Source organism: Burkholderia sp. SRS-25 (assembly GCF_004343765.1).
Lineage (GTDB): Bacteria > Pseudomonadota > Gammaproteobacteria > Burkholderiales > Burkholderiaceae > Burkholderia > Burkholderia contaminans.
Window position 1 is genome coordinate 13037 of record NZ_PTXM01000034.1, and the last position, 22386, is coordinate 35422.

A 22386-nucleotide genomic window follows, 5' to 3' on the forward strand; every position below is an offset into this window, starting at 1 on the left:
GAGATGGCATTGCAATCGCTGGATATCAAGCGCGTCTCGGCCACCACGACGCCACCGCCCACGGTGCGCGAACCGGTGACCGGGAGTGTCGCCAAGCTGATCGACGTATCGAAGTGCATCGGCTGCAAGGCATGCCAGACGGCGTGCATGGAGTGGAACGACCTGCGTGACGAGGTCGGCACCAACGTCGGCGTGTACGACAACCCGGCCGACCTGACAGAGCATTCGTGGACGGTCATGCGGTTCTCCGAGTACGAGAACCCGGCCGGTGACCTCGAGTGGCTGATCCGCAAGGACGGCTGCATGCACTGCGAGGATCCGGGCTGCCTGAAGGCGTGTCCGTCGCCGGGCGCGATCGTGCAGTACAACAACGGGATCGTCGATTTCCACGAGGAGAACTGCATCGGTTGCGGCTATTGCGTGACCGGCTGCCCGTTCAACGTTCCGCGGATCTCGAAGAAGGATCATCGCGCGTACAAGTGCACGCTCTGTTCCGACCGCGTCGCGGTCGGTCAGGAACCGGCCTGCGTGAAGACCTGCCCGACGGGCGCGATCGTGTTCGGCACCAAGGAGGACATGAAGCAGCACGCGGCCGAGCGGATCGAGGACCTGAAGGAGCGCGGCTTCGAGCATGCGGGGCTGTACGACCCGCAGGGCGTCGGCGGCACGCACGTGATGTACGTGCTGCACCACGCGGACAAGCCGTCGCTGTACCACGGGCTGCCCGACAACCCGTCGATCAGCCCGATGGTGAAGCTGTGGAAGGGCATCGCGAAACCGCTCGCGGTGGCCGGCATCGCGCTGACCGCGCTTGCCGGGTTCTTCCACTACGTCCGGGTCGGTCCGAACGAGGTGAGCGACGAAGAGGAAAAGGCCGCGCAAGACGAGGCGCGACGCATCAAGGAGGACGCGAAATGAAACACGACGACCCCAACCTGATCGTCCGCTACTCGGCGAACGAGCGCACGAACCACTGGATCACCGCGATCACGTTCGTGCTGCTCGCGCTGTCCGGGCTCGCGCTGTTTCATCCGTCGATGTTCTGGCTGACCGCGCTGTTCGGCGGCGGCCAGTGGACGCGGATCCTGCATCCGTTCGTCGGCCTCGTGATGTTCGTGTCGTTCGCGATCCTGGTGGTGCGCTTCTGGCACCACAACGCGCTCGACGCGGACGATCGCCAGTGGCTCAAGCAGATCGGCGACGTGCTGACCAACCAGGAAGACAAGCTGCCGCCTGTCGGGCGCTATAACGCCGGGCAGAAGCTGCTATTCTTTACGCTGGTCGCGTGCCTGCTGCTGCTCCTGCTGTCGGGAGTCGTGATCTGGCGGCGCTACTTCTCGTTCTACTTCCCGATCGGGGTGATCCGCGCGGCCGCTGTCGTGCATGCCGTGGCGGCTTTCGTGCTGATCGCGAGCATCATCGTGCACATTTACGCGGCGTTGTGGGTGAAGGGCTCGATCGGCGCGATGGTGCGCGGCACCGTCACGCTGGGCTGGGCTCGCAAGCATCACCCGAAGTGGTTCCGTGAAAGCGTGAAATAACGCACCGGAGCGGGCCGGCTCGCCGATCGCGGCGGGCCGGCCCGTCAGCCGTCGGAACCGCCCGAAGCGCCGACTCGTCGGCGCTTGTTTATTTGGAAGACATATCTGTGACACAACGCATTCTCGAACCGACCGAGATCTCGACACTCGATCATTCGGCCATCCCGCGCTTTCGCCTGCCGGAGCGCGCCACCGCGTTCTCGGCGCGCGCCGCGCGGCTGCGCAAGCTGGCCGACCTGAACCCGATCAGCGGCTACCTGCGGCTGATGGCCACCGTCGCCGATGCGCAGCACGCGACGCTGCAAACGCTCGAACTGCCGCTGCCGTCGAAGGAAGCGATCGCGCGTGCGCAGGAGCATTCGATGCCGCTCGTGCCGGCGCTCGACGGCGAGCGCGATCCGCGCTGGCGCGCCGTGCTGTACGAACTGCTCGACCGCGTCGAAGGCGCCGGGCTCGTCAACCCGCAGCTCGCAAAGCTGCTCGATCGGCTGCGCCTGATGGCGCCCGCCGAACTCGACGCGCAAGCCGACGCGATCCTCGCGCTGCGTTTCGCCGAAGTCGACCCGGCTACCGCGCCGTTCCTGATGGCCGCGCTGCAGGTCGTCTGGACGGACCTCGCCAGCCGCATTCCGCCGGCCGACGTCCCGTATCTCGACCAGCCGGGGCTGTGCCCCGTGTGCGGCACGCATCCGGTCGCGAGCGTCGTGCGGGTCGGCGGCCAGTACCAGGGCTACCGTTTCCTGCAATGCGGGCTGTGCACGACCGAGTGGCACATGGTGCGCACGAAGTGCTCGCACTGCGATTCGACGAAAGGCATCGCATATCAAGGGATCGAGGGCGGCAGCGAAGCCGTCAAGGCCGAATCGTGCGACGAGTGCAAGACCTATCGCAAGATCGGCTATCAGGACAAGGACTACGAGTTCGAGCCGCTGGCGGACGATCTCGCGAGTCTCACGCTCGACCTGCTGATGAACGAGGCCGGCTACCAGCGCAGTTCACCGAACCCGCTGCTGTGGCCGGATGTCTCGCGGGACGCCAATTGACGGCACGGGCCGGCGCGGTGCGCGAGCACCGGCGCCGGCCCGCTGCGAAGCATGAGACTGGAGCCACCACGACGTGACCGAACCCGGTTTGAATGAATTGAATGCCGTGCTGGCGCGCGTACCGTCTGTCGAGCGCGTGCTGTCGTCGGCGCCGCTGCAACCGCTGCTCGCCGACTACGGCCGCACGCGCGTGCTGAACGCCGTGCGTGCCGAGCTCGAGCGCTGGCGTACCGCCGCGCAGCACGATCCGGCTGCGGCCGAGCCGCTCGACGAGCCGCGCATCGCCGCGGCCGTCGCGCATGCGCTGGCCGCGCAGAGCGCGGGCGCGGTGCGCGCCGTGTTCAACCTGACCGGCACCGTGCTGCACACGAACCTCGGGCGCGCGCTGTTGCCCGACGACGCGGTGCGCGCGGTGGTCGACGTGCTGACGCGCCCGGTCAACCTCGAATTCGACCTCGCCACGGGCCGCCGCGGCGATCGCGACGACCTGATCGACGATCTGTTGTGCGAACTGACGGGCGCGGAGGCCGCGACCGTCGTCAACAACAATGCGGCGGCCGTGCTGCTGGCGCTGTCGTCGCTGGCGACGAAGCGGGAAGTCGTCGTGTCGCGCGGCGAGCTGGTCGAGATCGGCGGCGCATTCCGCATCCCCGACATCATGAGCCGCGCGGGCGCCAGGCTGCGCGAAGTCGGTACGACCAACCGCACCCATCTGCGCGACTACGCGGACGCGATCGGCCCACGCACCGCGCTGCTGATGAAGGTTCACTGCAGCAACTACGCGATCAGCGGCTTCACGAAGGAAACGACGCTCGCCGAACTCGCGCCGCTCGCGCGCGAGCACGGGTTGCCGGTTGCGGTCGATCTCGGCAGCGGCACGCTCGCAGACCTGTCGCAATGGGGTTTGCCGCATGAGACGACCGTGCAGGAAACCGTTGCCGCCGGCGCAAACGTTGTCACGTTCAGCGGCGACAAACTGCTCGGCGGGCCGCAGGCCGGCCTGATCGTCGGCGATCGCGCACTGATCGCGAAGATCAAGAAGCATCCGCTCAAGCGCGCGCTGCGCGTCGGCAAGCTGACGCTCGCGGCGCTAGAGCCGGTGCTGCGCCTCTACCAGTCGCCCGAGTTCCTGCGTGACCGGCTCACGACGCTGCGGCTGCTGACGCGCCCGCAGCGCGAGATCGCCGAGGCTGCCGAACGCGTGCGTCCGGCGCTGCAGGCCGCGCTCGGCAGCGGTTTCGACGTGACGGTCGAGCCGATGTTCAGCCAGATCGGCAGCGGCGCGCTGCCGGTCGACCAGTTGCCGAGCGCCGGGCTCGTCGTGCGCACGGCGGACGGCAAGCGCGGCGGTCGTGCGCTGGCGCAGCTCGAGAAACGGCTGCGCGAATGGCCGCGCCCGGTGATCGGCCGCGTGGCCGACAATGCGCTGCGGCTCGACCTGCGCTGCCTCGAAGCCGCCGACGAGGCGGTGTTCGTCGCACAATGCGTGCCGCTCACGGGGCCCGCTGCATGATCGTCGGTACCGCCGGACACATCGACCACGGCAAGACGACGCTGGTGCGCGCGCTGACGGGCGTCGACACCGATCGCCTGAAGGAAGAGAAGGCGCGCGGCATCTCGATCGAGCTCGGCTACGCGTATACGCCGCTCGACAACGGCGACGTGCTCGGCCTGATCGACGTGCCGGGCCACGAGAAGCTGATTCATACGATGGCGGCCGGCGCGTGCGGGATCGACTTCGCGCTGCTCGTGATTGCGGCAGACGACGGCGTGATGCCGCAGACGCGCGAGCATCTCGCGATCCTGCAGCTGCTGGGCGTCACGCATGGCGCCGTCGCGCTGACGAAATGCGATCGCGTCGACCCTGCGCGCGTGGCCGACGTGCGCGACGAGATCGCCACGTGGCTGAACGACTCGACGCTCGCCGGCGTGCCGATCTTCGAGACGTGTGCGACGGCCGCGGACGATCCGGGCGTCGCCGCGTTGAAACGTTACCTGGCGGACGCGGCGATCGCGTGGCGCGCCCGGCGCGATGACGGGCTGTTCCGGCTCGCGGTCGATCGCGTGTTTACGCTCGCGGGGCAGGGCACCGTCGTGACGGGCACCGCGTTCGCGGGCCGCGTCGCGACCGGCGACACGCTCGCGATCGTGCGCACGGGCGGCGCGGCGCGCGTGCGCAGCATCCATGCGCAGAACCGGCCGGTCGAGGCCGGCCGCGCGGGCGAGCGCTGCGCGCTGAATCTGGCCGGGGTCGACAAGGCCGACGTCGAACGCGGCGATACCGTCGCCGATGCGCGGCTCGTCGCGACGTCGCCGCGTCTCGACGTCGAACTGACGCTGCTCGAGGATGCGGGGCTCACGCTGACGCACTGGGCGCCGCTGCACGTGCACCTCGGCACGCTGCATCGCGTCGCGCACGTCGCGCTGCTCGACGGCGATACGCTCGCGGCCGGCCAGCGGATGCGCGTGCAGCTGGTATTCGACGAGCCGGTGTTTGCGCTGCCGGGCGACCGGTTCATCGTCCGCAATCCGCAGGCGACGCGTACGGTCGGTGGCGGCCGCGTGCTCGACCCGTTCGGACCGGCACGCAAGCGTCGTACACCCCAGCGCCGCGCGTGGCTCGATGCGCTGGCCGAATGGCTCGACGAAGGACGCCTCGATGCGCTGCTCGCGCAGGCGCCGCTCGGCATCCCGCGCGCGATGCTCACGCACCTGACGGGTTTCGCGCCGAACGCGCTGGCGTTGCCGGACGATGCGCTGGCGATCGGGCAGCGCGACGCCGCATCGACTGAAGGCGCGGTGATTGCGCATGCGCACTGGCGGGCGCTGCAGATGCGGGCGATCGACACGCTGCGCGCGTATCACGAGCGCATGCCCGACGAGCAGGGGCTCGATGCCGCACGCCTGCGGCGGATGGCTGCACCGCTCGCCGGCGATGCGCTGTGGCGCGCGCTCGTCGATGCGCTGGTGGCCGGCGGCGAAGTCGCGCGAAGCGGGCCTTGGCTGCACCTGCCATCGCATTCGGTGAGCCTGGAGCCGCGCGAGGAAGCGCTGGCGCAGCAACTGCTGCCGCTGCTGCATGCGGGGCGCTTCGATCCGCCGTGGGTGCGCGACCTGGCCCGCGACACGGGCGCGGCCGAGGACGCGGTGCGCGCATTGCTGCGCAAGCTTGCGCGGCGCGGTGACGTGCACCAGGTCGTGCGCGACCTGTTCTATCACGCGGACGTCGTGCGCGAACTGGCGGAACTGGTCGCGCATCTCGCGCCGTCGCGCGACAGCGGGCTCGATGCCGCGACGTTCCGCGACGCGACGGGGCTCGGCCGCAAGCGCGCGATCCAGATTCTCGAGTTCTTCGACCGGGTTGGGTATACTCGCTTCCACCGCGATCTTCACTTCCTGCGGCCTGACAGCGGTTGGGCGGGTATTCAGGCGTAGGCGCTCGTTGTTCTTTGGGTTCTTTTCCCCACGGAAGGCATTCGTATCCGGTGGTACGGCTGGACTTCAAATCCAGTTGGGGGTGTCAGACACTCCCGGGTAGGTTCGACTCCTGCTGCCTTCCGCCATTCGCCATTCCCGACGCGGAGTAAAATGGCGCGCATTGGTCGATTTTGGTGATTTCATGGATTCGTCCGTATCGCTTCTGCTGGAAGCCGTCGATGCCGACAAGGCAAAGCTGGACGCGGCGCGTCCGCTTCCGCCGCACACGCTGGCGTCTTTGCGCGAAAAGTTGATGCTGGAGTGGACTTATCATTCGAATGCGATCGAAGGCAACACGCTGACGTTGCGGGAAACGAAGGTCGTACTCGAAGGCATTACGGTCGGCGGAAAGTCGCTGCGCGAGCATTTCGAGGCCACCAATCATCGCGACGCGATTCTCTATGTCGAAGAAATCGTCGGCAAGCAGGAGACGCTGTCCGAGTGGCAGATCCGGAATATTCACGGGTTGGTATTGAAGGGGATCGACGACGGCGAGGCGGGCAGGTATCGCCGGGAGAACGTCGTGATCGCCGGCGCAAGCACGACACCGCCGGATTTCCTGCATTTGCCGGCTGAAATGGCCGCGCTGATCGATTGGGACACGCAGGCGGGAGAAATGCATCCCGTGGCACGGGCTGCCGAGCTGCATACCCGGTTCGTGAAGATCCATCCGTTTGTCGACGGCAATGGAAGAGCGGGGCGCCTGCTCCTGAATTTCGAACTGATGAAGTCTGGCTATCCGCCGGCGGTCATTCGCAAGGAAGATCGGCTGGCTTACTACGATACGCTGGACGAGGCGTGCACGACCGGCGACTACGGCGGCATTACGCGCCTGGTGGCCGAGTCCGTGCAGCGATCGCTCGACGCCTACCTCGGCGTGCTTGGGCTGCGCACGTAGCGGGCCATTCCGAACGTCTGTCAGCCAGGCTCGATCACTGAGGCGTCCTGCCCGGGCCGGTTACTTCAACTCCAGTAAATGTGCCGTCTTCCAGATGTTCTTTTCCCCACGGAAGGCATTCGTATCCGGTGGTACGGCTGGACTTCAAATCCAGTTGGGGGTGTCAGACACTCCCGGGTAGGTTCGACTCCTGCTACCTTCCGCCACCCCGTTTCATCTTTTCGACCGACGCACTTCAATCGACGTGCAATTGCCCGACAGCACCCGCGATTGCAATCGCCAAAACTTGATCGGGAAAAGCACCGAAAGTTTGCGAATTTTTTCCGGGCTATAGTCGAATCACTGAAGGTAGACGCGGCGTCCCTTGCCGATACCGTTCAGGTAATGACTGTAGACGGGTGCTGTATGAAAAATAAAATCGACAAGACCGCCGGACCGATCTGGGGCGTGGCTGCAGGACTGCTTCTTGCTGGTGCCGGATTGAGTCTCGGCATTTTCCCGAAGTCCCTGCAAAGCTCGGGAAGCGCAAACGACTTCCTGGCATCCGGCGTTGCGATGCTCGGCATCTTCCTGGTCGTCTATTCCACGCACGAGTTGCGAAGAAGGCGTTTGCACTGAGTGTTCACGCGCCGCTGATCCACGCAGAATGACCCGAGCCGGCTAACGGCTCGTGAATACGCTCGTCCGTCGCGGGTTACGTCTTGCGGATTTCGTGTTGATAAACGAGTTCGACGATGCGCTTCGTCGGAATGCTGGCGCGCAACCCGTCGACGCTGTCGATCGGAAACCACTTGCATTTCTCGATCTCGTTGTTCGCCTGCGGCGTCTGGTCCGGGCCGACTTCCGAGAAGAACACGTGATGGATCTTGGCGAGCCCGGTGAACTGCATCGAGTAGACGAGATTCTGGCCGGTGATGCCGGTTTCTTCGCACAACTCGCGGTGGGCGGCTTCGAGCGGCGCTTCCCCGCGCTTGATCGTGCCGCCGGGGAGGGCCCAGCGCGACGCCGCGCGGGCAACGAGCAAGACTCGTTCGCCGCGGTAGCAGACGATGGTCGCGCGTTCCTTGACCGGGACGGCGCTCGCTTCGGGGGCGTTGGTGGGGGCGGGGGCTTGAGGCATGAAGCAATTCTAACCATCGCGGATCGATCGGCAAAGCGGGTCTGACGTGGTTTGACGATCGATCGTCACCGTCGCGTGTCCGGCCGGGCCGGCGCTGCGTTTCGCAGGTTCGAATTCGTGCCCCGGACGTCCGCGCCCAGGCGGCCGGGCGTCGGCATGAAGTGCGCCATGGGCTCGCGCTTCGCTTCGAATTAGGCGACGTTATCCCTCGATGCGGGACATATCGACGAACATCACTTCCCAGATATGTCCGTCGGGGTCTTCGAAGCTTCGACCGTACATGAAGCCGAGATCCTGCCGCGCATTGACGTCTGCCTTGCCGCCGTGCGCGCCCGCAATATCGGTCAGCTTGTCCACGCTCTCGCGATCGTCGGCGCTTAGCGCGAGCATGACCTCGCTTTCGCGCCGGGAATCGACGATCGGCTTGTTCGTGAAGCGCGCCCATTTTTCATGCGTCATGAGCATGACGAAGAGGGTGTCCGACAGCACCATGCAGGAACTCGTGTCGTCACTGAACTGCGGATTCATGCTGGCGCCGATGGCGGTGTAGAACGCCGTCGCCTTTGACAGGTCCCGCACCGGCAGGTTGATGAACAGTTGCCTGGACATAGGCGGTTTTCTCCGTCGGGTTGTGGTCGAAACAACGAATCATGTGCCAGGGTTGCGGTCGCGCGGGAGGTTGCAATCCGGATGTCGTTCAATCGGTGCGTACGTCGGGGTGCCTTTCACGACGTCGCGGCACCGGCGCCGGAACCGGCTTCTCCCGATCACAGGAGATGCAGGCCGCCGTCGCATTCGATGACGCTGCCCGTGGTGTAGCCATTTCCGATCAGGAAGGCGATGGCCTGCGCGACATCGTCGGGCTCGCCGATGCGTCCCACGGGCAATGCGCTGGCATGGTGCTCGAAGAAGGCTTGCCGGGCGTCGTCGGGTAGGCCGTTCCACCAAGGCGTCTTCACCACGCCGGGCGAGACCGCGTTGACCCGGGTTGGCGCCAGTTCGCGGGCCAGTACCGGCACCATCGCCTCGATGGCGGCATTGATCGCGGCCAGGCCGCTGGTGCCCGGGTTGGCGACGCGCGCGGAAATGGCGGTGACGAAGGTGATGCTGCCCCCGCTGTGCAAGGTCGGCAGCGCAGCCTGGGCCGCCTGGACATGTGGCCAGAACTTCGCGTCGAAGCCGCGCCGCAGGATGCCCAGATCGAGTTCCCTGAAAGGGCCGGCCCCGTCGCCGCCACTCAATGCGATCACCAGGTGGTCGATGCGCCCGGCGCTCGCGAAGAAGCGGTCCAGCTGCTCGCGCTGTGCCCCGTCAAACGCGTCGATATGCACCGATCCGTCGATCGATGCCGTCGCGGCCTGCAACTTGTCCGCATCGCGTCCCGTGGCGACCACGTCGTAGCCGACGCCGGCCAGTCGCCGGACGGTCGCAAGGCCGATGCCGGACGAGCCGCCCAGTACCACTACCTTGCCCGTGTCGTTGTTCATTGCCTTCCCCTGTGTTTGCGCGACGGTTGTTGCAGCGCCCGGAGATAGCATGCATGCTTGACGGATCATCACTCCAATCGTTTGCGATGATGACCTCCATCATTGAGAATGATCTTCGTCGATTCGATCTCAACCTGCTGCTCGTCTTCCATGCGCTCATGCAGGAGCGCCACGTCACGCGAGCGGCGGAGCGGTTGTTTCTCGGTCAGCCCGCGGTGAGCGGAGCGCTGAAACGACTCCGGGCGGCGTTTGGCGACGAGTTGTTCGTGCGCGGCCGGTCGGGCATGGAGCCGACCCCGCGCGCGCTGGAGCTTTCCCGGCAGATCGACGCGTTGCTGATCGGTCTTCACGAGACCATGCGGGCCGGGCAGCCGTTCGATGCCAGAAACGCCGACCGGACCTTTCGCATAGGTGTTTCAGAAGCGATAGCGGTCACGTTGTTTCCCGCCTTGTTGAAAATGCTTGCCGCCGAGGCCCCGGGCGTGAAGCTCATCTCCCTGGACACCGACTGCCACCGCGTCTCCAGCATGTTTGAACGAAACGAGATCGAGATTGCGTTGGGGGTGTTCAACGAATGCGCGCCATGGCAACAGCAGCGCGTTCTGCTCGACTGGCGCTTCGTCTGCCTCTATAACCCGAAGCTGATCCGGCCGCGAGGCGAATCGCTGAGCTTGCGCGAGTTTCTGGCCCATCCGCACGCACTGACTTCGTTCAAGGGCGAGTTGAGTGGATTCATCGACGAACGGCTGGCGTCGCTGGGCAAGCAACGGCGCGTGATATTTTCCAATCCTCACTTTGCTACCCAGCCTTTCATCGCGCGCGACAATCCGGTGCTGGTGACGGTGCCCGACTATATCGCCCGGATCTGGAGCCGTAGCCTGGGCTTGCGCATCAGCCCGCTGCCGTTCGATACGCCGATGCATCAGGTCAGTGCGTTGTGGAAGACCGCGCATCAAGGTGATAGCGGCCTGCGCTGGCTCATCGGATTGACGGAGCAGGCGGCCCGCATGAACTGAGTGATTGGCGCGTGCGTGGCGCGCCGGTCCCGGGCAAGGCGGGCGGGACACACGCGTCCGCCATGAAAAAACCGCGCGCCCGATGCACGGGGAGCGCGGCTTGAGGGGAAGCCGGTCAGGCGTCGCGCCGTTACTTCTTCTCCGGCAGGAACCAGTTCATCACGAGCGCGCAGATGCCGCCCGTTGCCACGCCCGATTCCAGCACGTTCTTCAGCGCGTGCGGCAGGCTGTTGAGGATGTCCGGCACTTGCGACACGCCGAGGCCGAGCGCGAGCGACACCGCGATGATCAGCAGTGCGCGACGATCGAGATGGACGCCCGCGAGGATGTTGATGCCCGATGCGGCCACCGCGCCGAACATCACCATCGCCGCGCCGCCGAGCACGGGCTCCGGCACGGCCTGCAGCACGCCCGCGACGACCGGGAACAGGCCGAGCACCACGAGCATCCCCGCGATCCAGATGCCGACGTAGCGGCTGGCGACGCCGGTGATCTGGATCACGCCGTTGTTCTGCGCGAACACCGAGCTCGGGAACGTGTTGAACACGCCGGCCAGCAGCGAGTTCGCGCCGTTCACGAGCACGCCGCCCTTGATCCGTTGCATCCACACCGGGCCTTCGACCGGCTCGTTCGAGATCTTGCTGGTGGCCGTAACGTCGCCGATCGCTTCGAGCGACGTGACGAGGTAGATGATCAGCATCGGCACGAACAGCGCCCACGAGAAGCCGATACCGAAATGCAGCGGTGTCGGCACCTGGAACAGCGCGGCCTGGTGCATGCCGGTGAAATCGAGGCGGCCGAGGAAGGCGGCGGCGAGATAGCCGATCACGAGCGCGATGACGAGCGCGGTGCTGCGCACCCACACGACCGGCACGCGGTTCAGCAGGATGATCGTGCCGAGCACGAGGCCGGACAGCGTCAGGTTCTCCGCGCTCGCGAAGGTGCCCTTGGCCATCGCGCCATAGCCGCCGCCCATGCTGATGAGGCCGACCTTGATTAGCGTGAGGCCGATCAGCAGCACGACGATGCCGGTGACGAGCGGCGTGATCAGGCGCTTCACGAACGGCAGGATGCGCGACACGCCCATCTCGACGAACGACCCGGCGATCACGACGCCGAAGATCGCGGCCATCACGGTTTCGACCGGCGTGCCTTGCTTGACCATCAGGCTGCCGCCGGCGATCAGCGGGCCGACGAAGTTGAAGCTCGTGCCCTGGACGATCAGCAGGCCGGCGCCCAGCGGGCCGAAGCGCTTGCACTGGACGAAGGTGGCGATGCCGGAAATCACCAGCGACATCGACACGATCAGGGTCGTATCGCGGCTGGACACGCCGAGCGCTTGGCAGATCAGCAGGCCGGGCGTGACGATCGGCACGATGATCGCCAGCAGGTGCTGCAGCGCGGCGACGAAGGCGACCATCGGCGCCGGCCGGTCGTTCGGGCCGTAGACGAGGTCGCGCGCCGAATCTGCGGCGTCGGCGCCATGGGCGGCGGGTTGGGCGGGGGAGGCGGGTTGCATGGCGAGCGGGCCGGACAAGGTGGAAAGTGCGGCATTTTAGCCGAACGGCCCGCCCGCGCCGCTGCAATGGCGGTGATTCGGCAGATCGGGAAAACGGTGGCGGATCGGTGCCCGGGCCGGCCGTGACCGCGCCGCCCGTCGGTCAGCGGGGCGGTCGCAACGCGGGCGCGGTCGGGATGGCGGTCGGGGCGGTGGTCGCATGGAACCCGGGCAGCTCGGGAATCCGCTGCTCCATGAACTGCAGGAACGTGCGGGTTCGCAGCGGCAGATACCGGCGCGACGCATAGACGAGGTGCAGCGCATGCGGCGGCACCATGTCCCACTTCGGCAGCAACCGGACGAGGCGACCGCTGTCGATCAGGTCCTGAACGAGCCACGCGGGCCCGCTGCCCACCGCGTTTCCGGCAAGAAAACATTCCCGCAGCGCCATCGAGCTGTTCACGCGATACCGGCCGCGCACCGGAACGACGACCTGCTCGTCGCCGCGCGCGAAGGCCAGTTCGTTGCCGATGTCCGCGCGCGCGTAGCCGACATACTCGTGCTTCGCGAGGTCGTTCGGCCGGCGGAGCTTCGGCGCCCGCGCCACGTACGCCGGCGTGGCGACCAGCAGGCGCGGCGACGACGCGATGTGGCGCGCCACAGCGTCCGGCGGCAGCAGCTGGCCGAGGCGAATGGCGACATCGACGCCTTCCTCGACCAGGTCGATCACACGGTCGGTCAATTGGAGCTCGACCTCGATCTCCGGCCATGCGGCGAGGAATTCGAGCACGAGCGCGTTCAGCCTCAGCTCGCCCAGCCCCAGCGGCGCATTGACGACCAGCTTGCCGACCGGCCGCACCGTTTGCCCGCGCACTTCGGCCACCGCGCTCGCGTATTCGTCGATCACGCGCTTGCAGCGATCGTAGAACCGGCGGCCTTCGTCGGTGGGCGCGAGGCTCGTGGTCGAGCGTTCGAGCAGGCGAACGCCCAGTTCCTTCTCGAACGCGGCGACGATCTTGCTGATCGTCGGCTGGCCGGTGCCTTCCTCCCGCGCGACCGCCGAGAAATTGCCGAGCTCGATGGCGCGGACGAACACGCGCATGGATCGCAGCGAATCCATCTTATTCCTTCATGGAATGAACCTTATTCAAGTCTCCCATATTCCTGTGCAATGGAGAATGACCTAACGTTCGCGAACCTTCAATCCCTGATGAGGAGTCGACATGAACGAGGCAACGCAATCTTCGGCGCTGGACGGCGCGCACGTCGTGGTATTCGGCGGGAGTTCCGGCATTGGCCTCGAGGCCGCAGCGGCCGCGAAGGCGAAAGGCGCCAGTGTCACGCTGGTGGGCCGGACCCGCGCGAAACTCGACTCTGCCGCACAGGCGATCGGCGGCGCGCGCGTCGCGGTGGCCGACATCGCGGATCGCCATGCAGTGCAGGCCGTATTCGACACGATCACGCGCGTCGATCACCTGGTCGTCACGGCCGGCCGGTTCATTGCCGGCAAGCTGAACGACACCGATCCCGATCACCTGCTCGCCGCGCTGCAGGAGCGTATCGCCGGGCCGGTCTATGCGATCCGCGCTGCGTTGCCGCTGATGCCCGCGACCGGTTCGATCGTGCTGACCGGCGGGCAACTGTCGGATCGTCCGGCCGCGCAAGGCACGTCGGTCATTGCCGCCGCGGTGCGCGGGGTCGAGGCGCTGGCGCAGTCGCTCGCACTGGAACTGAAGCCGATCCGCGTCAACGTGGTTGCGCCCGGCTTCGTCGAGACGCCGCTTTACGACGCGTTCGGCCCGGAAGCGCGCGACACCATCCTCGCGGGCGCGGCGGCGGCATTGCCCGGCGGCCGTGTCGGGCGCGCCGATGAAGTGGGGGAAGCGATCGCGTTCCTGCTGGGCAACGGCTTCATGAACGGCGAGATCCTGCACATCGACGGCGGCGGCCGGCTGGTCTGAGCCGTGTCAGCCTGCCGCGCGCGTGCCGGCGCGGCGTGCCGGCGGGCGCGGCGCGCGGCCATCCGGATACGCGCGCTGGCAGACGGCGATCACCGCATCGCGCAGGCGGCGGTGCACGGGGTCGCCATGCATGCGCGGATGCCACAGCGCGGACACGAGGATCTCGGGCAGGCGCGCCGGGATCTCGAAGCTGCGCAGCCCGAGGGCCTCCGTGAGCCCCGGCGAGAACGCGTTGCCGAGGCTCGACCGTGGCACGAGCGCGATCAGGTCAGTGCTGGCCGCGACACGCATCGCATCGGGGTAGCCCGGTACGACGACATGCACGGTGTGGCTCGGGCCGCTCTTGTCGGTCGAGTCGTCGGCCGGCCCGCCGAAATCGCCGAGCTGCGACGCGATCACGTGACGGCAGGCCGCATAGCGCGCGGGCGTGATTCTCCCCGATGCAAACAGCGGATGCCCGGCGCGTGCCACCGCGACGTGCCAGTCGTGAAACAGCATGCGGGTGTGCAACTCGGGGGCATCGTCGCCGCGCTTGCCGATTTCCAGATCGACGGTGCCGTCGCGCAGCGCCTGCGGATCGCGATCGGGCTTCGGGACGAAGCGGATGCGCACCAGCGGCGCGATTTCGCCGAGTGCGGCGACCACCGGGCCGGACAGCATTTCCATGAACGATGCGGCCGCGCGAACGGTGAATGTGGATGCGTGCGTCGCGATGTCCACGTCGGCGGTTGCCGGCCGCAGCACCGCGCGCGCATCGCTTGCGATCGCATGCACGCGGTCGCGCAACGCGGCGGCGTGCGGTGTCGGCACGAGCTTGCGCCCGGCGCGCACGAGCAACGGATCGCCGGTGGACATTCGCAGCCGCGTGAGCGTGCGGCTCATCGCGGACGTGCTCAGGCCAAGCCGGCGTGCGGCGCCGGTCACGCTGCCTTCCGACAGCAGCACGTCGAGCGCGGTGACGAGATTCAGGTCGATGTCTTCCATGGCGACAGGATACGCTTCCGTGCGATTTGACATGGCGTGTGATGCAACTATAAGTTGAATCTGGTGCGTCTGGCGCCTGTCGTGGTGCGCACCTATAGTGGCTGCATGACGAAACCCGGCAAAGGCGGAAACCATGCATTCCACTGAAGCGAACCGAAACGTCCCTGCGCTCCTGCTCGTCGCGGCATCGCGCGGCCTCGGGCTCGCGATGGCGGAGGCGTTCCTGGACAAAGGCTGGCACGTAACGGGCACCGTGCGCGCAGGATCGGGACGCACGAAGCTGCACGACCTCGCCGACCGGTTCGACGGCCGGCTCGACATCGAGACGCTCGACATCTGCGAACCGGTGCAATTGGCCGCGCTGCGCGAGCGGCTGGCGGGCCGGCCCTTCGACATGCTGTTCGTGAACGCGGGCACGACGAACGAACCCACCGAAACGATCGGCGAAGTGACGACCGACGAGTTCGTGCGCGTGATGATCACGAATGCGCTGGCGCCGATGCGTGTGATCGAGACGCTGCAGGATCTCGTGACCGAGGATGGTCTGATCGGCGCGATGTCGTCGGGGCAGGGCAGCGTCGCGAACAACGTCAGCGGGATGCGCGAGGTCTATCGCGGCAGCAAGGCCGCGCTGAACCAGTTCATGCGCAGCTTCGCGGCGCGCCACGCCGATACGCGGCGTGCAATGGTGCTGATGGCACCCGGCTGGGTCCGTACGGAACTGGGCGGGCCCGATGCGCGCCTGACGATCGAGGAAAGCGTGCCGAGTCTTGTGAACGTGCTGATCGCAAAGCGTGCGCGCCCGGGGCTCGAGTATCTCGACTATCTGGGGCGGACGGTGCCGTGGTGACCGCGAACTGACACCGGAAGGCGCGGCCGCCACGAGCGGATTCATCGTCCCCGGGAAACTACCGATATGGTTGCGAGCACAACTATAATCGCTGCGTCGCACAACCGGATGCGCTTGACATGCCCGCGTCCGGCGCCGTAAATTGCCCCGGCAGATCTAGATAAGAGACTATCTGTAAGATGGTCTCTCCATGCGTCGATCGCATCTGCAATGTCGAGCCTCTTACAGAACAAATATACGGAGGCCGATTGTGCAAACGATCGTGGTCAAGCTTCATGGCATTGAAGACGTCATCTCCTTTCTCGACACGCGCCCCGGTATCGCGGGCAGGGCGGGACTCGTCTGGTGGCTGTCGCTCGGCGGGCTGTTTCTCGACGCATTTTCCAACTCGGCATTGAGCGCCGGCCTCGGGCCGATGACGCACGAATTGCATCTGTCGGCCGCGCAGGTCGCGTGGATGACGTCGTTTGCTTCGTGGGTCGCGATCGCGTTCAACCCGATCGGCGGCTGGATGGCCGACCGGTGGGGGCGCGTGCGGCCACTGATCGCCGCGAAGCTGCTGTCGGTAATCGGTGCGCTGCTGGTGGTATTCGCACCGGATTTCAACACGATTCTCGCTGGCCGCTTCTTCGTCGGGATGGCGTACGGGATCGACTTCGCGATCGCGATGGCGATGCTCGCGGAATTCACGCCGGGCCGCCTGAAGAGCCGGCTCAATACGTGGCAGGGCATGTGGTACACGGCCGTCTGCCTGAACCTGCTGCTCGCGCTGCTGTTTCACGCATGGCAGGTCGGCGATTCGATCTGGCGTTACTCGGTGGCGGCCACCGCGGTGTTCGGCGCCGCGATCCTCGCGCTGCAATGCGCATTCCTCGTCGAAAGCCCGATCTGGCTCGCGCGCAAGGAGCGTCTCGACGACGCGGCCCGCGCGATGACGCGCATCTACGGGCAGGCATTCGTCGCAGCGCCCGCGCTTGAACGCACGCCGATCGTCAATCCGGCGACGCGCGGCTTCGCGAACGTGCTGCTGATCTTTCGCGGTGTCTACCTGCCACGCACGATCCTGGCCGCGACCGTCCAGATCGGTCAATCGATCGAGTATTTCGCGATCGGCTGGTATTTGCCGCTGATCAGTGCCGCGCTGTTCGGCAAGGACTTCGTCTACGCGACGCTCGGCGCGCTCGTGTTCAACCTGTTCGGGATCGTCGGCGGCTTTTCGTCGTCGATGGTCGGCCGCCGGGTCGGCCTGCGCCGTGCGTCCGCGATCGGCTTCGCGGCGGTCTGCGCGATGCTGGTCGTGCTCGGGCTGTTCCATGCGCGCATGCCGCTGTGGCTGTCGGTGGTCGTGCCGTCGCTGTTCATCCTGTTCCACTCGGCCGGCCCCGGCGCGAACGGCAAGAGCCTGTCGTCGCTGTCGTTTCGCGGCGAGCTGCGCGCGGGTGCGAACGGCATCGTCGGCGCGCTCGGCTCGATCGGCGCGGCGCTCGGCCTGCTGGTCTTCCCGCTGTTTCGTGCGCGCTACGGCCTCGAACACACGTTCCTGATCCTGGCGATCGTGCCGTGCGTCGCGAGTGCGATCTGCTTCGCGATCCGCTGGGATCCGACGCGCACGACGATCAATCCCGACAACGAACCCGACGCACCGCACTTCGGCGACGATGCACGCGTCACGTCGGCCTACCTGAACCCCGCCATCGAGAAAACGCCGCGATGACCGATTCCCGAAACGTCATTCTCGCCATCGACGAAGGCACGTCCGGCACACGTGCCGCGCTTGTCGACGCGAGTGGGCACGTGTCGTGCCTTGAATACCTGCCGCTATCGGTCGACAGCCCGCGGCCGGGCGTCGTCGAGCAGGATGCGAATGCCATCCTCGACAAGACGCTCGCGGTCTGCCGCGCCACGCTCGCGCAAGCGCAGCGACTGGGCGTACGCGTCGTCGCGCTGGCGCTCGCGACGCAGCGCGCGACGGCCGTGCTGTGGGATACGCGGAGCGGACGCGCGCTCGTGCCCGCGATGGTCTGGCAGGACACGCGTCATGCCGCCGAGCTCGACCGTCTCGCGGCCGACTGGGATCGCGTGCTCGTGCCGCGGGTCGGCCGGCAGGCAGGCGTGCGTTCGCCGTATCTGTGGGCCGTGCACCAGATGCGTACGTCGCAGGCCGTTGCCGATGTGCATCGCGCCGGCTGTCTCGCGTTCGGCACGATCGATACGTGGCTGCTGTGGCACCTGTCGGATGCGCGCGAGTGCGTGACGACACCGACCAACGCCACCTCCGCCAGCGCGTACCTGCTCGGCGAGCATCGCTATTTCGAATCGTGGCTCGACGCGCTGGGCTTTCCGCACGCGTTGTTGCCCGCGCTGCGCGAGGATGCCGACGCGTTCGGCCATACGCGCGAAGACCTGCTCGGTATCGACGTGCCGATCCTCGCGTGTGCGGGCGACCAGTTCGCGGGCGCCGTCGGTCTCGGCTGCGTCGAGCGCGGCCAGGCGATGTGCGTGCACGGCACCGGCAGCTTCGTCGACTTGCTGACCGGCACGGCGCGCCCGGACGCCGGATCGCACGCACAACCCGGTCATGCGCACGACGGCACGCTGGCGATGACGGCGCGGCGGCATGGCGGCGTGTCGCATTACTCGCTCGAAACCTTCGTCGCGACGACCGGCTCGGCGTTGCGCTGGGTCTGCGAAAAACTGCGCTGGTTCGACGATCCCGCGCAGATCAGCGCGCTGGCCGGCACGGTGCAGTCGGCACGCGGCGTGACGTTCGTGCCGGCGCTCACCGGCCTGCGCGTGCCGCGGATGGAGCCGAACGCGCGTGCACTGCTGTCGGGCATCTCGATCGCAACGACGCAGGCCGAGGTGGCGTACGCAGTGCTCGAAGGCATCGCGCATTCGGTCGCATCGTGCATGGAGGCCAACCAGGCCGTCGCGCGGGCCGACGTCTCGGAGCTGATCGTCGGCGGTGGCCTCGCGGGCAGCGACACGCTGCTGCAGATCCAGGCCGACGTGAGCGGTGTACCCGTGCGGCGGATGCGCGAAGGCGATCGCGCGAGCCTGCGCGGCGCGGCGTTTCTCGCGGGTGCGTCGGGGCTGCTGTGGGATTCGCTCGACGCGGCCCGCGCGACGCTCGTCACCGACGCCGTTTTCGAACCCTCGATCGACGCGGACAGTCGGCAGCGCCGGCGCGCGGCCTGGCATGCGCGGATCGCATCCGAGCTCGCGCATGCGGCCGATTTCGCTCATGCGTGAGCACGGAGAACGACCAGCATGATGTTTTTGCCATCCAGAAAACCCCAGACGGACCGGGCCGGCATGACGGGCACCGAGCCGCTGCGCGTGAACCGCGACGACCACCTGGCGCGACTCGAGACGGACACGTTCGACGTGCTGATCGTCGGAGGCGGCGTGACGGGCGCGTATGCGGCGTTCGACGCGAGCCTGCGCGGGCTGCGCGTCGCACTCGTCGAGAAGAGCGATTTCGCATCGGGCACGTCGTCGAAATCGTCGAAGATGGTGCACGGCGGGCTGCGCTACATCGAACAGGGCAATCTCGGTCTCGTGCGTCATTCGCTGCTCGAGCGGCAGCGGCTGCGGCGCAACGCCCGTCATCTCGTGCAGCGGCTGCCGTTCCTGTTCCCGGTGATGGATCGCGAAGGCGTATTCGACGCGCGTCTCGCGAAAGCCTTCGAAAGCCTGCTGTGGACCTACGACATCGCCGGCGGCTGGCGCGAGGGCATCCTGCACCAGAAGCTGACGAAGGCCGAGGTCCTGTCGCATTGCCCGACCTTCAACGAAACGTACCTGACCGGCGGCTTCCTGTACTTCGATGCGCGCGTCGACGATGCGCGCCTGACGCTGAACCTCGTGCGCACGGCCGCGTTTCACGGTGCGGCCGTGGCGAACCATGCGCGCGTGGTCGAGCTGACGCGCGATGGCCACGGCAAGGTCGACGGCGCGATGGTGCATGCCGACGGCCGCGAGCGGCGCGTGCGTGCGCGCGTGGTCGTGATGGCGACGGGCGTCTGGCTGCGCGACTGGACCGGCGCGCGCAAGGGCGACACGGCCGCGTTGCAGGTGCGGCCCGCGAAGGGCGTGCACGTCGCGATCCCGTGGCTGAAGATCCGCAACGACTGCACGGTGACGATCCCCGTGCCGGGCCGTAACCGCCGCGCGACGATCACGCGCTGGGGCAACGTGTCGTATCTCGGCACGACCGACGAAGACTACGACGGCGATCTCGACGACGTGCATTGCACGCGGCAGGAACTCGATTTCCTGCTCGAAGGCGCGCGTTCCGCGTTGAAAGTCGACCTGAATGCGGACGACGTGGTGGGCAGCATCGCCGGCTGCCGGCCGCTCGTCGGGCCGCCCGGCGGCAAGACGATCGAGATGAAGCGCAATCACGAGATCCACGTCGCGCCCGACGGACTCGTGACGATCGTCGGCGGCAAGCTGACGACGTCGCGGCACATGGCCGAGCAGACGATCGATACGGTCGGCAAGCTGCTCGGCCGCCGCACGCGCTGCCGCACGAAATCGGCATACCTGCTCGGCGCGGCCGGCTATGACCCGCAGGCGATCGTCGCCTCGGGCGGGCTCGCCGCGCATCTCGGCGAACGCTACGGCACCGAGGCGCGCTTCGTCGGCGACCTCGCCGATGCGGCGCCGTCGCTGCTCGCGCCGATCGTCGAAGGGTTGCCTTACAGCGAAGCGGAAGTGCTCTACGCGGTGCGTCACGAATTCGCGCGCAGCGTCGACGACGTGCTGTCGCGGCGCACCCGCGCGCGGCTGATGGCGCGCGATGCGTCGGCGCGCGCGGCACCGCGCGTCGGAGCAATCCTCAAGGCGGAGCTCGGCCTGTCCGATGCGGCCGTCGCTAGCCAGGTGCGCGACTACGTCGCCGCCGTCGCCCTCGAAAAATCCATCCTCATGGGAGATAACGGATGATCAGCAAGGAAGCCATCAAGCGCGGCTACAACCGCGGCAACTACGTCGTCGGCGCGCACACGCCGCCGCCATACTCGCTGAACCTGCCGGCGGCAGGCAGCGCGCCGGTCGAGGCCGGCATGCAGCGCGCCCCGGTCGCGGTGTCGCCGCAGCAGATCGATGCGCTGCGGGCAATGGCCGACGAGGTGCTGGCGCAGCCGGCCGACGTCATCGCGTGGACGCGCGACTGGTGGGCCGCGTCGATGGTCGCCGAGACGGGTGGCCGGCCGGCGACGCCGCACGCGGTCGTCGTGCGCGTGTCGACGGTCGAGCAGGTGCAGGCCGTAATGCGCATCGCGCATGCGGCGACGATTCCGGTGACGGCGTCGGCCGGCCGCAGCAACGTGACGGGCGCGGCGCTGCCCGTGCGCGGGGGCATCGTGCTCGATGTGTGCGGGCTGAACCGGCTGATCGGCGTCGACACCGAGAGCCAGATCGTCGACGTCGAGGCGGGGATGTTCGGCGACGTGTTCGAGGAAACGCTGCAGCGCGAACACGGGCTGACGATGGGGCACTGGCCGTCGTCGTTCGGGATCAGCACGGTGGGCGGCTGGATCGCGTGCCGCGGCGCGGGGCAGCTGTCGACGCGCTACGGGAAGATCGAGGACATGGTGTTCGGGATGGACGTGGTACTCGCGGACGGCAGCCTGGTCACGCTCGGCGGCCATTCACGCGCGGCGGTCGGCCCGGATCTGCAGCAACTGTTCATCGGCAGCGAAGGCACGCTCGGCATCATCGTGCGCGCGCGCCTGAAGCTGCATCGGCTGCCCGACTACGGCCGCGCGATCGCGTACGGCTTCGACACGTTCGCGGCCGGCCTCGACGCGTGCCGCGAGATCCTGCAGCGCGGCGCGAACCCGGCCGCGCTGCGGCTCTACGACGAACTGGAAAGCGGCGTGCAGTTCGGCCTGCCCGATACGAACGTGCTGTTGATCGCCGACGAAGGCACGCGGGAGATCGTCGACGCGGTGATGGCGGTCGGCGCGCGCACGTGCGAGGAGAGCGGACGCAGGCTCGACGGCGACGCGATCTTCGAGAAGTGGCTCGACACGCGCTACCTGACCGGCAAGAGCGCGGAAGGCTTCAAGCGCAGCCCGGGCTTCGTCGCCGACACGCTGGAGATGTGCGGCCGCTGGCGCGACCTCGCGGCGATCTATCGCGACGTGGTGGCCGCGCTGCAGGCCGTGCCTGGAACGCTGGCCGGATCCGCGCACCAGTCGCATGCCTACGCGGACGGCGCGTGCCTGTATTTCTCGTTGCGCGGCGATGTCGCGGTGGCCGAACGGGCCGCGTGGTACCGCGCGGCGTGGGACGCGGCGAACGCGGTGCTGATCCAATACAATGCGACGTTGAGTCATCACCACGGCGTCGGGCTGCTGCGTTCGCCATACATGCGCGATTCGCTGGGTTCGGCATTCCCGGTGCTGCAGACGGTGAAGCGCGCGCTCGATCCGAAGCATATTCTCAACCCCGGCAAGCTCGGCCTCGGCGACGAGACCGGCCCGCGAGTCGACCGGTAAAC

Annotated in this window: 20 protein-coding genes and 2 tRNA genes; 16 read left to right on the plus strand and 6 right to left on the minus strand. The window is 67.2% G+C overall.

What is annotated here, in order from left to right; genetic code table 11:
- Window positions 1-3: 3 nt before the first annotated feature.
- The 9 genes from fdxH (at window position 4) to C5O79_RS34840 (ending at window position 7577) form a co-directional block, all read left to right on the plus strand.
- Window positions 4-918, plus strand: coding sequence for a formate dehydrogenase subunit beta (gene fdxH, locus C5O79_RS34800; protein ID WP_046549875.1), 915 nt, complete (start codon window positions 4-6; stop codon window positions 916-918).
- Window positions 915-1541, plus strand: coding sequence for a formate dehydrogenase subunit gamma (locus C5O79_RS34805; RefSeq protein ID WP_039370262.1), 627 nt, complete (start codon window positions 915-917; stop codon window positions 1539-1541). Before fdxH ends, C5O79_RS34805 begins: the two co-directional genes overlap by 4 nt.
- Window positions 1542-1648: 107 nt before the next feature.
- Window positions 1649-2584 carry a formate dehydrogenase accessory protein FdhE gene (gene fdhE, locus C5O79_RS34810; protein ID WP_174242137.1) on the plus strand — a complete coding sequence of 312 codons (936 nt, stop codon included), beginning with the start codon at window positions 1649-1651 and terminating at the stop codon, window positions 2582-2584.
- Between the two features lie 73 nt (window positions 2585-2657).
- Window positions 2658-4097: an L-seryl-tRNA(Sec) selenium transferase gene (gene selA / locus C5O79_RS34815; RefSeq protein ID WP_122475356.1), complete on the plus strand. Its 1440-nt coding sequence runs from the start codon at window positions 2658-2660 to the stop codon at window positions 4095-4097.
- Window positions 4094-6019 (plus strand): selenocysteine-specific translation elongation factor, encoded by a 1926-nt coding sequence (gene selB, locus C5O79_RS34820; RefSeq protein WP_122475358.1) that lies wholly within the window; start codon window positions 4094-4096, stop codon window positions 6017-6019. Before selA ends, selB begins: the two co-directional genes overlap by 4 nt.
- A gap of 32 nt (window positions 6020-6051) precedes the next feature.
- Window positions 6052-6147, plus strand: a tRNA-Sec gene (locus tag C5O79_RS34825).
- Window positions 6148-6203: 56 nt separating this feature from the next.
- Window positions 6204-6959, plus strand: a complete 756-nt coding sequence (locus C5O79_RS34830; protein ID WP_122477372.1) for a Fic family protein — start codon at window positions 6204-6206, stop codon at window positions 6957-6959.
- Between the two features lie 110 nt (window positions 6960-7069).
- Window positions 7070-7165: transfer RNA gene (locus C5O79_RS34835), tRNA-Sec, on the plus strand.
- 199 nt (window positions 7166-7364) lie between these two features.
- A complete protein-coding gene (locus C5O79_RS34840; RefSeq protein WP_046549871.1) occupies window positions 7365-7577 on the plus strand; it encodes a hypothetical protein in 213 nt (70 codons plus the stop codon).
- 76 nt (window positions 7578-7653) lie between these two features.
- Here the strand turns inward: C5O79_RS34840 and C5O79_RS34845 are convergent, their stop codons facing one another.
- The 3 genes from C5O79_RS34845 to C5O79_RS34855 all read right to left on the minus strand — a co-directional run bounded on the left by C5O79_RS34845 (window position 7654) and on the right by C5O79_RS34855 (window position 9566).
- A complete protein-coding gene (locus C5O79_RS34845; RefSeq protein ID WP_047850252.1) occupies window positions 7654-8079 on the minus strand; it encodes an NUDIX hydrolase in 426 nt (141 codons plus the stop codon).
- Window positions 8080-8280: 201 nt separating this feature from the next.
- Window positions 8281-8688, minus strand: a complete 408-nt coding sequence (locus C5O79_RS34850; protein WP_046549869.1) for a VOC family protein — start codon at window positions 8686-8688, stop codon at window positions 8281-8283.
- Between the two features lie 158 nt (window positions 8689-8846).
- On the minus strand, window positions 8847-9566 hold the full coding sequence (locus C5O79_RS34855; protein WP_046549868.1) for an SDR family oxidoreductase: 720 nt from the start codon (window positions 9564-9566) through the stop codon (window positions 8847-8849).
- A 53-nt stretch (window positions 9567-9619) separates the two neighbouring features.
- Between C5O79_RS34855 and C5O79_RS34860 the strand changes: the two genes are divergently transcribed.
- Complete coding sequence (locus C5O79_RS34860; protein WP_235442105.1) at window positions 9620-10582, plus strand: LysR family transcriptional regulator; 963 nt, start codon at window positions 9620-9622, stop codon at window positions 10580-10582.
- Window positions 10583-10712: 130 nt separating this feature from the next.
- Here C5O79_RS34860 and C5O79_RS34865 read toward each other — a convergent pair whose 3' ends face one another.
- Together C5O79_RS34865 and C5O79_RS34870 are read right to left on the minus strand one after the other, a co-directional pair.
- Complete coding sequence (locus C5O79_RS34865; RefSeq protein WP_122475361.1) at window positions 10713-12101, minus strand: nucleobase:cation symporter-2 family protein; 1389 nt, start codon at window positions 12099-12101, stop codon at window positions 10713-10715.
- Window positions 12102-12243: 142 nt separating this feature from the next.
- Complete coding sequence (locus C5O79_RS34870) at window positions 12244-13200, minus strand: LysR family transcriptional regulator (RefSeq protein ID WP_122475363.1); 957 nt, start codon at window positions 13198-13200, stop codon at window positions 12244-12246.
- A 103-nt stretch (window positions 13201-13303) separates the two neighbouring features.
- Here C5O79_RS34870 and C5O79_RS34875 point away from each other — a divergent pair, with 103 nt between their 5' ends.
- Window positions 13304-14041: an SDR family oxidoreductase gene (locus tag C5O79_RS34875; protein WP_047850250.1), complete on the plus strand. Its 738-nt coding sequence runs from the start codon at window positions 13304-13306 to the stop codon at window positions 14039-14041.
- Window positions 14042-14047: 6 nt separating this feature from the next.
- On the opposite strand, the gene C5O79_RS34880 is transcribed toward C5O79_RS34875, so the two are convergent.
- Complete coding sequence (locus C5O79_RS34880) at window positions 14048-15025, minus strand: LysR family transcriptional regulator (protein WP_047850249.1); 978 nt, start codon at window positions 15023-15025, stop codon at window positions 14048-14050.
- Window positions 15026-15158: 133 nt separating this feature from the next.
- On the opposite strand from C5O79_RS34880, the gene C5O79_RS34885 reads away from it, so the two are divergent.
- The 5 genes from C5O79_RS34885 to C5O79_RS34905 all read left to right on the plus strand — a co-directional run bounded on the left by C5O79_RS34885 (window position 15159) and on the right by C5O79_RS34905 (window position 22384).
- On the plus strand, window positions 15159-15875 hold the full coding sequence (locus tag C5O79_RS34885) for an SDR family oxidoreductase (protein ID WP_122475365.1): 717 nt from the start codon (window positions 15159-15161) through the stop codon (window positions 15873-15875).
- A gap of 250 nt (window positions 15876-16125) precedes the next feature.
- The gene (locus tag C5O79_RS34890; protein ID WP_122475367.1) at window positions 16126-17589 is read left to right on the plus strand and encodes an MFS transporter; all 1464 of its coding nucleotides are present in this window, start codon (window positions 16126-16128) and stop codon (window positions 17587-17589) included.
- Entirely contained in the window at window positions 17586-19127 is a 1542-nt protein-coding gene (locus C5O79_RS34895) for an FGGY family carbohydrate kinase (protein WP_122475370.1), read from the plus strand. The genes C5O79_RS34890 and C5O79_RS34895 overlap by 4 nt, the downstream gene beginning before the upstream one ends.
- Window positions 19128-19145: 18 nt before the next feature.
- Complete coding sequence (locus tag C5O79_RS34900; RefSeq protein WP_122475372.1) at window positions 19146-20825, plus strand: glycerol-3-phosphate dehydrogenase/oxidase; 1680 nt, start codon at window positions 19146-19148, stop codon at window positions 20823-20825.
- On the plus strand, window positions 20822-22384 hold the full coding sequence (locus tag C5O79_RS34905) for an FAD-binding oxidoreductase (RefSeq protein ID WP_122475375.1): 1563 nt from the start codon (window positions 20822-20824) through the stop codon (window positions 22382-22384). The genes C5O79_RS34900 and C5O79_RS34905 overlap by 4 nt, the downstream gene beginning before the upstream one ends.
- Window positions 22385-22386: the final 2 nt, after the last annotated feature.